Origin of the sequence: Pseudidiomarina homiensis, assembly GCF_003987225.1 — a bacterium.
In the GTDB taxonomy this organism is placed as follows: Bacteria; Pseudomonadota; Gammaproteobacteria; order Enterobacterales; family Alteromonadaceae; genus Pseudidiomarina; species Pseudidiomarina homiensis.
The window spans coordinates 254,509-267,097 of the sequence record NZ_PIPX01000002.1 but is presented as its reverse complement, the minus strand read 5'-3'; the positions used below and the strand labels follow the sequence as shown (position 1 = coordinate 267,097).

The following is a 12,589-nucleotide window of genomic DNA, read 5'->3' as shown; positions in this document are numbered from 1 at the left end:
TTTACTTAATACGGCGCACTTTAATGCGCTTATTAACACCTTCACGGCCAAGAAAATAACCGTTTAACAGTCCACGCTCGATGGCGTAATTACCGTCAAGTGGTAATTGGAATGTCTGCGAGTCGGTTTGCTTCCATACTTGGCCGTTGGTGAAATAGATAATCCACTTGCCGTAGGGGTCTTTCTCGGTTTTGTCGATAGCAACATAGATCGTATCGCTGTCTTCACCCGACTCTTGCGCGGGCAAACCAAAAGCATCTGTGGGTTCTTGGCGCGCATTGGAGTTCGTGGCCGGAGCTTGCTTATTGGTTTCAGCAACGGCTACCTCGACCCCTTCTCCGGCGGCTACTTTGTCATAACAGACCAAACGTTTTAGAGGATTTTCAATAGCTGCACAGGTGCGCAGTTGCTCTAGTGTTGGCTCTTGAGCACTAGCATTTGGAGTCCACAGAAGTGCCACTGACAAACAACTGACAACACTCCCCAAAGCTAACAATTTAAGCATTTTTTTTGCTTCCTACTTCTTGATTATTCAATCACGCTCGGCTTCTGCCGCACGCGGTGTTTGTTGGTATAGACTAGCAATCAGCAAGCCAAGTTCAAAGAGCAACCACATAGGGATCGCTAATAGCGTTTGCGATATCACATCAGGCGGCGTCAAAATCATGCCAACAATGAAAGCAACGACAATGACATACGGTCGCTTTGCACGCAAGGACTTGACGTTGGTCACACCGGTCCAACAGAGCAAAATAATGGCAACCGGGGTTTCAAATGCAATACCGAACGCCATAAAAATAGCCAGCACAAAATCCAAATAGCGGGCAATATCGGTGGCAACCGTTACTCCTTCAGGCGCCGCATTTGCCAAAAAGTTCAATGCCAAAGGTAAAACCGCCCAATAAGCAAAGGCGATGCCGGCATAAAACAACAACGTGCTGGACACCATGAGTGGCACCACTAAACGCTTTTCTCGTGTGTATAGCCCTGGGGCCACAAATGCCCACAACTGCCACAGTAAGACCGGTATCGCTAATGCGACAGAAACCACGAGAGCTAATTTGAAAGGCGTAAAGAACGGTGTCGCTACATCGGTCGCGATTAAGGTACTACCTTGCGGCAAGCTGGCCAACATTGGCGCGGCAAGAAAGCTATAAAGCTCATCGGCAAACACCGCTAGCACCGCAAAAATTGCCAGCACCACCAAGACCCCACGTAACACTCGGCGTCTTAGCTCTAATAAATGATCTAGCAGCGGCGACTGGCTCATGACGATGACTTATCTTGGTCCGAAGAAGAGGTAGACGGTTTGCTATCGCGCGTGTCCGACGCAGGCTTTTCTTGCTTGGCATACGGACGTTGAACCGCCGCAGCGGCATCGCGCAATTCAGCCATCGAACGTTGTAATTCCGGCGACAGCTTCTCGGCATCAAGCTGTTCAGCTTTACGCAAGTGTTCGTGCAGTTCTTTGATGCGTAACTCGTGATTGAGCTCCGCTTGCACCGATGTGCCAAAACTTTTGGCTTTTTGAATGCCGCGCTGCAACGCACGCAACGCTGTCGGCAAACGCTCAGGGCCCAATACTAGCAGGCCAATAAGCGCGACCAATAGGAGCTCCCAAAAGCCAATATCAAACATGACGGTTAAGCGTCCTTGTCAGTGTCGTTCTTGCTATCTACTTTTTTTTGCTCTTGCGCTTTTTCTGCGTCTTCGTCACTCACTGACTTTTTGAAGCCCTTGACCGCTGAACCCAAGTCACTACCTAACGAGCGCAAGCGCTTAGTGCCAAACAACAACACGATAATGACCAATACGATCAACAGTTGCCAAATACTAATTCCCATAATGTCCTCTGTTCTACTTTGCTGGTTTGCGCCAGCTCATCACAACACTGGCCAACGTTGCCACACCGCTTAAAGCGGTCAGCCAGTGATTCTGTTCGGTAACCCACAACAAGGTTGTACTCACTAAGGTGGCAGTACTCATTAAGCCCCACCATAAACGCCACACCATCTTTCTCTGGCCGGCCAATACTGCCTGCGTAGCCAACTGTTGCTGCTCAACTTGATGCTTTTGGTTGCGCAAGTAATCATAGAGCAAAGTTGGCATTTCCGGCATTTTTTCGGCCCAATAAGGTGCATGCTCCTTCACCGAGCGTAACACCGCACGCCAACCGAGTTGTTCTTGCATCCAACGCTCTAAAAACGGCTTAGCGGTTTGCCATAAATCCAACTGCGGGTACAACGTACGCCCTAAGCCCTCGACGTAAAGTAAGGTTTTCTGCAACAACACCAGCTGTGGCTGAACTTCCATTTCAAATCGTCGCGCCGTATTGAATAAGTTTACCAGCACATGGCCAAAAGAAATATCGGCGAGCGGTTTATTGAAAATAGGTTCGCAGACTGTCCGAATCGCTGATTCAAACTCCTCGACATTGATATGCGCAGGTACCCAGCCCGAATCCACATGTAATTCAGCCACTTTTCGGTAATCACGATTAAAGAAGGCGAGAAAGTTTTCCGCTAAATAACGTTTATCTTCACGGTTGAGGGTGCCGACAATACCAAAATCAATACCAAGATACTGCGGATCTTCTGGATGTTCGCGCGCAACAAAAATATTGCCCGGATGCATATCGGCATGAAAAAAGCTATCGCGAAAGACTTGCGTAAAGAACACTTCGACACCGCGCTCAGCGAGCTTCTTCATATCAACACCCAGTGTCATCAAGGTGTCGACATCGCTCACAGGAATACCGTCAATACGCTCCATCACCATCACATTATGTCGGCTAAAGTCACTGTAGACCTTCGGTATATAGAGCAACTTAGAATCTTCAAAATTACGGCGTAATTGAATAGCGTTTGCTGCTTCGCGCGCTAAATCGAGCTCATCAAGCAGCGTTTTGCGATATTCTTTAACCACTTCGCGAGGTTTTAGGCGACGTCCGTCGGGCAGATGCTTCGCTAGAACTGAAGCTAAGGTTTCCATCAAGCTCAAATCGGCATCAATAGCATCACGAATATCTGGACGAATAACTTTGATAACCACGTCGGCGCCAGCATCGTCACCATGCTTCAACTTCGCTGTGTGCACTTGCGCAATTGACGCCGATGCCAACGGTGTAACGTTAAAGTCATCGAATAGTTCATCAATATGTTTTAGCCCCAGCGCCTTTTCGATAAGCTTTTGCGCACGTTCACCGCTGAACGGTTTTACTTTATCTTGCAGTTTTGCCAGCTCCAGCGCTATATCCGGCGGCAAAAGGTCACGCCGCGTCGAAAGCATTTGGCCGAACTTAACCCACACTGGACCAAGGGATTCAAGCGCTAAGCGCAAGCGTTCGCCGGCTGGCTTCTCTTTGTGGCGGTTTGGTAACCAAAACAACCCAACTCTTGCCACTCGAACAGACCAAGGCATCCACTTGGCAGGAATAAGTTCATTCAAGCCATAGTGCAAAAATGTTCGTGTGATCTGATACAGTCGCTTGGCTCGCATACTCAATCTCGTGGTTCCCGTAGCTGCCGTTCAAGTTTGTCGATGCGGGCGCGCAAAGCTTGCACGTCAGCCTGGAATTGCAGGAATTGCGCTCGTGCGGGTAGAACCTGCTTTTCTTCGATCAGCGCATCTTGCACCCACTGCTGACTATCTGCTCGCCATTGTTTAAATCGCGAACGACTGCGCTGAAAGGCAGTTACCAACAACTGTGCCGGAACATCGCCAATCCGCTGCGAGAGCTGTTCTGGCCAGTCAATCGCAAGCTCAGTAAAAAGCTTGCTTAATTGCTGAGCCAACATTGGATCGCCATCAATATCGAGCTTGTCTGCTTTGATCAAACGCGTGATATTAGCGCTATCGCGAAGCTCTGGGAGGACCGCCAATTCGGTCATGATATGACAGTCGACCTCTGCTGTATCAATCCAACTGAACAGCACGCTGCTCTCAGTAACCGTTACGGTGAGCGGCTTACCGACTTCCCTCAACGTCACCCGCAAGCGTTTTCCGGCAAGTTTTGTCAATCGGTCAGCGCTCGCTGGGTCGAGGGCGAGCAGCTGCTGCGCCGCAAGTTCCAGCAATTGATTTGGCAACACAGTCCACAGCATCAGAACTTGAAACCTCGATGCAGCGCGACAATACCACCCGTCAGATTGTGATAGGTCACCTGCTCATAACCAGCTGTTTGCATCATTCCCTTCAGGGTCTCTTGATCAGGGTGCATGCGAATAGACTCGGCGAGATACTGGTAACTTTCGGCATCACCTGCAACCAGCTGCCCCATTTTCGGTAATACATTGAACGAGTAAAAATCATAGGCTTGCGATAACAACGGCGGTACCGGCTTTGAAAATTCAAGTACCAGCAACCGGCCACCCGGCTTAAGTACGCGAAACATTGATTCCAGTGCTTTTTGCTTATCGGTAACATTACGCAAACCAAAGGCTATGGTAATGATGTCGAAACGATCACTCTCAAACGGTAATTCTTCAGCGTTTGCTTGCACGTAGTCGACGTTGTCGACAATCCCCATATTGCGTAATTTATCACGGCCGACATCAAGCATCGCTTGGTTAATGTCTGCTAAGACGACTTCGCCGGTCGGACCCACACGGCGGGAAAATTGCGCGGTCAGATCACCTGTACCGCCGGCAATATCGAGCACCTTCATGCCCTTGCGAACACCGCTGCAATCGATGGTGTAGCGCTTCCAAAGCCGATGAATACCGAACGACATGACGTCATTCATGATGTCGTATTTTTTGGCCACTGAATTAAAGACATTGGCGACCAGTCCCTGCTTCTCGTCGCGGGCAACTTGCTTATAGCCAAAATCAATGGTGTCTGACTTCGAATCTTTCATCATACTGCCTTTTTACAAATGTGCGTCTAGTGTACTACGAAATCATGCTTGGGCGTAGTGGTCTCGACGCGGTAACCAGCGCTGGATCAATGCTTCGGATGTCTCACGATAATCACCCCAAAGCTGTTGCGCCAGATGCTGCGCTTGCTCGAGCAAATCACTGTGCTTCATTACGTCCGCAACCTTCATTTCGGTCAATCCGGTCTGCCGCTGCCCCAATAATTCGCCAGGTCCGCGGAGCTCTAAATCACGCTCGGCGATCACAAAGCCGTCGCTGCTATCGCGCAACACACCAAGACGTTGCGTAGCTGTTTTCGATAACGGCGCATGGTACAGCAGCACACAGTGACTCGCCACAGCACCACGGCCGACTCGCCCGCGCAACTGGTGCAGTTGCGCCAAACCGAGGCGCTCGGGATTTTCGATAATCATCAAACTCGCATTCGGCACGTCAACACCCACCTCAATCACTGTCGTAGCGACCAGCAGATCGAGTTCGTGGGCTTTGAAGGCCTGCATGACCGCTTCTTTTTCAGCGCTCTTTAAACGCCCGTGCACAAGTCCAATGCGCAAGTCCGGGAGCGCGGCCGCAAGTTGATTCGCAGTGTCTTCAGCTGCTTGGCATTGCAATGCTTCCGACTCTTCGATCAACGTACACACCCAATACGCTTGGCGTTTTTCTTCAGTGCAGACTTTGTGCACCCGTGCCACCACCTGATCGCGACGCGTATCTGGAATCGCCACTGTGGTGACCGGTGTACGGCCCGGTGGTAATTCATCGATAATAGATGTGGCTAAGTCAGCATAGGCAGTCATCGCCAACGTCCGCGGAATCGGTGTTGCGGTCATAATCAACTGATGCGGCTGAAAGCCTTGCTGCACACCTTTTTCACGCAGCTCTAAGCGTTGATGCACACCAAACCGATGCTGCTCGTCAATGATCACTAATGACAAATTATGATACTTAACGTCAGCTTGAAATAACGCATGTGTCCCCACCACCAACTGGGTTTGCCCAGTTTTCAGCGTCGCCAACACCTCATTGCGTTGCTTGCTAGTTTGCTTACCAGCTAGCCAGCCAACCTCGATCCCCAGCGGGGCAAACCATTGACGAAACGTCAGCGCATGCTGTTCGGCCAAGATTTCCGTCGGTGCCATTAGCGCCACTTGGTAACCTTGCCCAATTGCCGTTAGTGCCGCGAGAGCTGCCACCAAGGTCTTGCCTGATCCCACATCACCTTGCACCAAACGCATCATCGGGATCGGTTGCGCTAAATCTTGCTGGATCTCATTTACCACACGCTGTTGAGCTTGGGTGGGCTGAAACGGCAGTTGCTGCAAAAATGCCGACTCTAATTCATTATGTGGCTGCAACGCACGAGCTTGATGTTGTTGTTTTAGGCTGCGTAGCTTCAGTAGGCTCAGCTGATGAGCGACGAGTTCTTCCATCGCTAGCCGCAATTGTGCTGGATGCGTGCCCTCTTGCAGCTCATGCAAATGCACATCCAGCGGTGGTCGGTGCAACAATTGAATCGCAGCACTCAACGCCATTCCGCCAGGACGCAGATGTTCTGGCAGCAACTCCGGTAAAGCTTGCGGCGTCAGGTAGGTAAGTGCTTGCTCACTCAATTTTCGCAAGGTCGCTTGCTGGACACCTTCAGTAGTTGGGTACACCGGGGTCAATGAGCTTTCTGCCAACTGCGGCACTTCACCTTGCACAATCTTGTACTCCGGATGAATCATATCCGGCCCTTGCATGCCCCTGCGCACTTCACCGAAGAGCTGCAACTGCGTTCCTTGTGCAAACTGCTTCAACTGCGCCGCGCTAAACTGAAAAAACACCAAGTTCAAGCCGCCGCTGGCATCACGCACGTTGACCTTGAGCATACGGCGGCGGCCATACACAACATCGGCTTTGACTACGCGAGCAATCACCGTAGCTGTGGTACCGGGTTGTAGCGCGGCAATCGGATAAATACGCGAGCGATCTTCATAACGAAGTGGCAGATGCAAAAGCACATCCTGAACGGTCGCCAAGCCCAACTTGGTCAAACGCTCCTGCAGTTTCGGCCCCACCCCCTTAAGGACCGAAACAGGAATGCGATGCAACCCCGCTTGGCTCATATCAATTTGACCTCACCGCATGCCACCACGCGTCATCAGCGACAATTTGCCCGTGCTCATCCAACTCCGGATAAGCGAGCTTTTTGCGCCGACAAAGCTTGGCAAAAATCGGATGACCACCTTCAAACAGTACGCGATGGCGCTCATCCGCCGACAATTGTGGTCGCTCGTACATACCCGCATTTTCACGTTGCCGCTGTGCTTCGTATAAAATCGCCGCGGCAGCCACAGAAACATTCAGCGATTGCGCCATACCCACCATCGGAATCACCACATGCTGATCGGCCAACGCCAGCGCTTGCTCAGAGACACCGTGTTTTTCTTGACCGAATAGTATCGCCGTCGGCTTGGTGTAATCCACTTTACGAAAGTCGATTGCTGACGCCGATAGGTGAGTCACTAACACCTGCTTGCCCTCGGCTTTAAGCTGAGCAATGGTTTCTGCCGTGCTGTCATGGTGGTGCACTTTAACCCACTGCTGCGAGCCCATGGCTGTGCCGCCTTTGATTTTACCTTTGCGATCGAACCAGATGGCATGAACTTCATGCAGGCCTACGGCGTCGGCGGTGCGAATAAGCGCCGATAAGTTGTGGTTTTTGTGGACACTCTCGAGACAGAGCGTAAGATCGGGTTGGCGCCGATCGAGTAATTTGTTGATGCGAGCAAAGCGTTCCGGTGACATAAAAAATCCAAAGCGTTGTTTGCTATTCGCTGTTCGCACGCTCGCTAGCGCTCGCTTTTTGTCTAAACAAACAGCAAACAGCGAATAGCGAACAACGGTTTTTTGAGAGTATAACGGTATGCGCGAGTTAACCCTAGTTTTTCAACATGCTGATTTTTATGCGCTTAACAAACCCGCAGGCGCTCCCATGCATGCCAACGACAACGAAGTCAGCGTCGTACACCAGCTGGCCGAGCAATTGGGCGAGCAATTATGGCCAGTTCACCGCCTTGATACCCCCACCTCAGGGGTTCTTTTGATCGCTCGTAACGCCAATGCTGCTGCAGCACTGAGTCAATTGTTCGCCGACCGCGCTATCACGAAAACCTACTTAGCCATTGCTGCTGGCAAGCCAAAGAAAAAGCAAGGCTGGGTGGTAGGCGATATGGTCAAAGCCCGCCGCGGCAGTTGGCGTTTAACGCATAGTAAAGTGAATCCAGCGCGCACACAATTTAGCAGCGAGGCAATCGCAACGGGATATCGGCTGTATCACCTGCATCCACAAACCGGGCGTACGCATCAACTCCGCGTGGCGCTAAAAAGCCTGGGAGCCCCCATCGTCGGCGATACGCGCTACGGTGGTGAAGCCAACACTTATCTACATCTTCACGCGTGGCAGCTCGCATTTACTTATGCGCACGAAGCATTCGCCATCACCGCCCCATTACCCAACTACGGCTTGTTTGCCGATCCTGCGACCAAAGCCGCATTGGCAAAATAATCAGCAACGAGGCATACTCAAATCACTTTCATTACAACTTGCAAAGGTGATTGGTCATGTCGAAACTTTCTGCGATCGCAAAACTTACTTTAGCCTGCTGTGCGACACTAACTGTCGCACCAATGACGGCGCTAGCTGCCGATGACCCGGTACGTATCTCTGCCGAGCTAGAGCAGCAGGTGATTGAATGGCGTCGTGACCTGCATCAACATCCTGAACTCAGTAACCGCGAATTTCGCACAGCAAAAGTCGTTGCAGAACATCTACGTAAACTTGGCTTAGAGGTGCAAACCGAAGTTGCCCATACCGGCGTCGTCGGCATCCTTAAAGGCGCAAAGCCAGGCCCTGTCGTTGCATTACGCGCTGACATGGACGCCTTACCGGTCACCGAAAAAACCGATCTCCCCTTTAAATCGACCGCCACCGCCGAGTACCGCGGTGAAGAAGTAGGTGTGATGCATGCCTGTGGCCATGACATGCATGTTGCCATGTTAATGGGCGCCGCCGAGCAGCTCGCTGCGCTGCAAAATGAACTTGCTGGTACCGTCATGTTTATCTTCCAGCCCGCCGAGGAAGGCGCTCCGAAAGGTGAGGAAGGTGGTGCCGAGTTAATGCTCGAACAAGGCCTCTTTGCCGATCTCAAACCCGACGCAGTGTTTGGCATTCACGTGTGGTCTGCGGGCACAACTGGGCATATTGGTTATCGCTCAGGCCCTTTGATGGCGTCCTCTGATCGCTTTGAAATCAACGTAAAAGGCCGTCAAACACATGGCTCGCGCCCATGGGGTGGGGTTGACCCTATTGTTACCGCAGCGCAAATCATTAACAACACACAAACCATTATCAGCCGCCAAGTGGATATTACCAAAGCGCCAGCGGTCGTCAGCTTTGGTATTGTCGAAGGTGGCGTGCGTAACAATATTATTCCGGACGAAGTTTACTTAGAAGGCACCATCCGTAACTTCGACATGGACAACCGCGCACAAATTTTTGAAAACCTAAAAACCACAGCAGAGCACACTGCCGCTAGCTCTGGCGCTGAAGCGCATGTGCATATTGACGAAGGTTACCCGGTAACGATTAACAACCCGGAATTGACGGCACAAATGCTGCCGACCATTGAGCAAGTTGCCGGCGCCGACAAAGTAAAAGTGAATCCGCTGGTTACTGGTGCAGAGGACTTCTCGTTCTACGCATTAGAGGTTCCAGGACTCTTTGTCTTTTTAGGAATTACACCGGAAGGGCAAGATCCAGCAACAGCGCCAAGCAACCACTCACCTTACTTTTACGCTGATGAAGATGCGCTCAAAGTCGGCACTGAATTGTACGTAAACTGGGTGTTTGATTACGCTGAAGACTAACCAACAGGAGGTTGCGATGGCAGGTCCGCAAGGTAGTTTAATGGTCGAGGGTAAACTTACCCATTGGCAGCAGCTACTGAAGTCCGGCAACCGCATTTTCATCGGCTCCCATGCTGCGGTACCGCACGCGCTGATCAATGACCTGATGGCCCACAGTCAACACTTGCACGATATCGAAATCGTGCAAGTGTATGCACTCGGCGACAACCAGTGGGCTGAGCCACGCTATACTCAGCAGTTTAAGATCAACAGTCTGTTCATTGGCGGTCCTCAGGTTCGCACTGCGGTAGCCGAAGGGCGAGCGGACTATACGCCGTGCTTCATGTCGGACATTCCCTACCTGTTTTCTGAAGATATACTTCCGCTCGATGCCGCGTTGATCATGGTCAGCCCTGCCGACAAATATGGCTATCATTCACTTGGCGTTTCCGTGGATATTGTTTCGTCAGCGCTAAAAGCGGCGAAAAAAGTAATTGCCCAAGTCAATCCCAAAATGCCCGTGACCTTCGGCCAAGCATTTATTCACAAAGGGCAAATTGACGCTTTTTTTGAAGCTGAAGCAGAGCTCCCAGAAATCGAAGCCACTGAACTCGATGCGGTTACCGAACGGATCGGTCAGTATGTGTCATTGCTGATCGATGACGGCGCCACCATTCAAATTGGCTTTGGCAACATTTGCGACGCAGTTTTGCGCTACCTCGGTAACCATAAAGACTTGGGCGTTCATAGCGAAATGATCACCGATGGCATCATGGAATTGATGCAAAAAGGGGTCATTAATAACCGCAAAAAGACCTACCACCAGCACAAAGCTGTCACCAGTTTCTGCGTTGGCAGTAAAGCCTTGTACGACTTTGTCGATGGCAATCCACACATTGGTTTTTACCCAAGTGAGTATGTGAATTCGCCGGCCAATATTGCCCGCAACGACAACATGATTTCGATTAATAGTGCGATCGAAGTCGACCTAACGGGTCAAGTTGTGTCGGACTCGATTGGCCATCAGTTCTATAGTGGCATTGGTGGGCACGTCGACTTCAGCCGCGGTGCTTCGATGAGTAAGGGTGGAAAGCCGGTTATTGCGCTGCCCTCGACCGCTAAAAACGGCACCATCTCACGGATTGTCCCGCACCTTACGGAGGGCGTCGGAGTCGCGACGTCGCGGGCACATGTTTATTACGTGGTTACCGAATTTGGTGTCGCTTCGTTGCGCGGCAAAAGCATTCGCGAACGCGCCCTTGAGCTTATTCGAGTGGCCCATCCGAAGTTCCGCCAGCAACTCCTTGAAGAAGTGCGCAAACACTATTACGTGCCCAACTACCAAACCATCAAATCGGTGGAAGTTCCTGAACTTGGCAGCGTCGGTTTTCGTGAATTAAACATCGATGGCCAATGCTATGACTTACGTCCTCTTAATCCAAGTGATGAGCGGCGCTTGCAGGAATTCTTCTACTCGCATACCAAAGAAACCCTGCAAATGCGTTACAACACTGTGCCAACGCAAATGAGTCGGGAAAAATCCTGTACCCTGGTGAGTGTTGATCAAGCGACCGATCTTGCTCTCTGTATTGTGCGCCAGAAGGGATCTGCAGCCGAAATTCAAGCCGTCGGTCGCTATTATTATGTGCCGCAAAACAACAGCTGCGAAGTGGCTTTTGTTACCCGTGAAATTCATCAGGGCAAAGGCATGGCCAGTCGCTTACTGGACGAAATGATCCGCATTGCCAAACTACGCGATATCGACCACATGGTCGCCTACGTGCGAGCCGAAAATCATAAGATGCTAGCGGTATTCGAACGCGCTGGCTTTAAACGTTTACCAAGTGAGGAACCAGGTGAAGTTCACTTGAAGCTTCCACTTACTACTAGCGACGAGTCGTAACATGTCGATTACTGTATTTAGCCATCCGCAATGCATGCAGCATCAAGTCACCGAGGTACATCCCGAGGAACCTGCGCGTCTTAGTGCCATTAATGATCAGATTATTCGCTCCGGCCTCGAGTTAGCGATTAGCCAACGCGATGGTAGCAAGGCGACGCAAGAGCAGCTCTATCACACCCATAGCGTCGACTATGTGAACGATGTGTTTGCCCGCGCCCCCGCCGAAGGTCACATTTGGCTTGATCCTGACACACTGATGACGCCCGGCTCACTAGATGCCGCGCTCTACGCTGCAGGTTGTGGTGTCAGTGCGGTAGATGAAGTTATGCAGGGCGACAATCAACGTGCGTTCTGCGTGGTGCGCCCGCCGGGGCATCATGCTTGCTACGACAAGGCCATGGGCTTCTGCATTTTTAACAATATTGCGGTTGCTGCAACCCATGCCATGAGTGCGCATCAACTTGAGCGCGTGGCCATCATTGATTTCGATGTTCATCACGGCAACGGTACCGAGGACATCTTCTTTAATGACGAACGCGTATTACTGTGTTCATCTTTCCAGCATCCGTTTTACCCTGACACCGGAGCCGACACCATTAGCCCACATATCATCAATTCGCCAATGCCCGCTGGCACTGCCGGCGAAACTTGGCGCAAAGAAGTCATGGCACGTTGGTGGCCGGCACTGGAACGCTTTGAACCGCAGCTCATTCTCGTTTCGGCCGGATTTGATGGGCATGCCGAAGACGACATGGGTAACTTTAAGCTGCGTGAAGATGATTACTTTTGGATCGCCAAAGAATTAAAGGGCTACGCCGAACAGTTTTGTTCGGGTCGCATTGTTGGCATGCTTGAAGGAGGCTACGACCACAGCTCGTTGGGACGAAGTGTGGTCGCATTCATCAAAGGCTTAATTTAATAA

Annotated in this window: 13 protein-coding genes; 4 read left to right on the top strand and 9 right to left on the bottom strand. The window is 51.2% G+C overall.

Annotated features, from left to right (window positions below):
• Window position 1: 1 nt before the first annotated feature.
• From CWI70_RS10330 to trmH, 9 genes are read right to left on the bottom strand one after another with little or no spacing between them, the layout of a single operon-like run.
• Window positions 2–505, bottom strand: a complete 504-nt coding sequence (locus CWI70_RS10330; RefSeq protein WP_126773436.1) for a hypothetical protein — start codon at window positions 503–505, stop codon at window positions 2–4.
• A gap of 27 nt (window positions 506–532) precedes the next feature.
• The gene (tatC, locus tag CWI70_RS10325) at window positions 533–1,270 is read right to left on the bottom strand and encodes a twin-arginine translocase subunit TatC (RefSeq protein ID WP_126773434.1); all 738 of its coding nucleotides are present in this window, start codon (window positions 1,268–1,270) and stop codon (window positions 533–535) included.
• The gene (gene tatB / locus CWI70_RS10320) at window positions 1,267–1,638 is read right to left on the bottom strand and encodes a Sec-independent protein translocase protein TatB (protein ID WP_126773432.1); all 372 of its coding nucleotides are present in this window, start codon (window positions 1,636–1,638) and stop codon (window positions 1,267–1,269) included. The genes tatC and tatB overlap by 4 nt, the downstream gene beginning before the upstream one ends.
• A 5-nt stretch (window positions 1,639–1,643) precedes the next feature.
• A complete protein-coding gene (gene tatA / locus CWI70_RS10315; protein ID WP_126773430.1) occupies window positions 1,644–1,844 on the bottom strand; it encodes a Sec-independent protein translocase subunit TatA in 201 nt (66 codons plus the stop codon).
• Window positions 1,845–1,857: 13 nt separating this feature from the next.
• The gene (gene ubiB, locus CWI70_RS10310; RefSeq protein WP_126773428.1) at window positions 1,858–3,498 is read right to left on the bottom strand and encodes a ubiquinone biosynthesis regulatory protein kinase UbiB; all 1,641 of its coding nucleotides are present in this window, start codon (window positions 3,496–3,498) and stop codon (window positions 1,858–1,860) included.
• A gap of 2 nt (window positions 3,499–3,500) precedes the next feature.
• Entirely contained in the window at window positions 3,501–4,103 is a 603-nt protein-coding gene (locus tag CWI70_RS10305; RefSeq protein ID WP_241967885.1) for a ubiquinone biosynthesis accessory factor UbiJ, read from the bottom strand.
• Window positions 4,103–4,858, bottom strand: a complete 756-nt coding sequence (gene ubiE / locus CWI70_RS10300) for a bifunctional demethylmenaquinone methyltransferase/2-methoxy-6-polyprenyl-1,4-benzoquinol methylase UbiE (protein WP_126773713.1) — start codon at window positions 4,856–4,858, stop codon at window positions 4,103–4,105. Before ubiE ends, CWI70_RS10305 begins: the two co-directional genes overlap by 1 nt.
• Window positions 4,859–4,900: 42 nt before the next feature.
• A complete protein-coding gene (gene recG / locus CWI70_RS10295; RefSeq protein ID WP_126773424.1) occupies window positions 4,901–6,982 on the bottom strand; it encodes an ATP-dependent DNA helicase RecG in 2,082 nt (693 codons plus the stop codon).
• 1 nt (window position 6,983) lies between these two features.
• Window positions 6,984–7,664, bottom strand: a complete 681-nt coding sequence (gene trmH / locus CWI70_RS10290; protein WP_126773422.1) for a tRNA (guanosine(18)-2'-O)-methyltransferase TrmH — start codon at window positions 7,662–7,664, stop codon at window positions 6,984–6,986.
• A gap of 118 nt (window positions 7,665–7,782) precedes the next feature.
• Between trmH and CWI70_RS10285 the strand changes: the two genes are divergently transcribed.
• From CWI70_RS10285 to CWI70_RS10270, 4 genes are all read left to right on the top strand, one after another.
• Window positions 7,783–8,424: a TIGR01621 family pseudouridine synthase gene (locus CWI70_RS10285; protein ID WP_126773420.1), complete on the top strand. Its 642-nt coding sequence runs from the start codon at window positions 7,783–7,785 to the stop codon at window positions 8,422–8,424.
• A gap of 122 nt (window positions 8,425–8,546) precedes the next feature.
• Window positions 8,547–9,785, top strand: a complete 1,239-nt coding sequence (locus tag CWI70_RS10280; RefSeq protein WP_126773711.1) for a M20 family metallopeptidase — start codon at window positions 8,547–8,549, stop codon at window positions 9,783–9,785.
• 16 nt (window positions 9,786–9,801) lie between these two features.
• Window positions 9,802–11,667 carry a GNAT family N-acetyltransferase gene (locus CWI70_RS10275; protein ID WP_241967884.1) on the top strand — a complete coding sequence of 622 codons (1,866 nt, stop codon included), beginning with the start codon at window positions 9,802–9,804 and terminating at the stop codon, window positions 11,665–11,667.
• A 1-nt stretch (window position 11,668) separates the two neighbouring features.
• Window positions 11,669–12,586: a histone deacetylase family protein gene (locus CWI70_RS10270; protein WP_126773418.1), complete on the top strand. Its 918-nt coding sequence runs from the start codon at window positions 11,669–11,671 to the stop codon at window positions 12,584–12,586.
• Window positions 12,587–12,589: the final 3 nt, after the last annotated feature.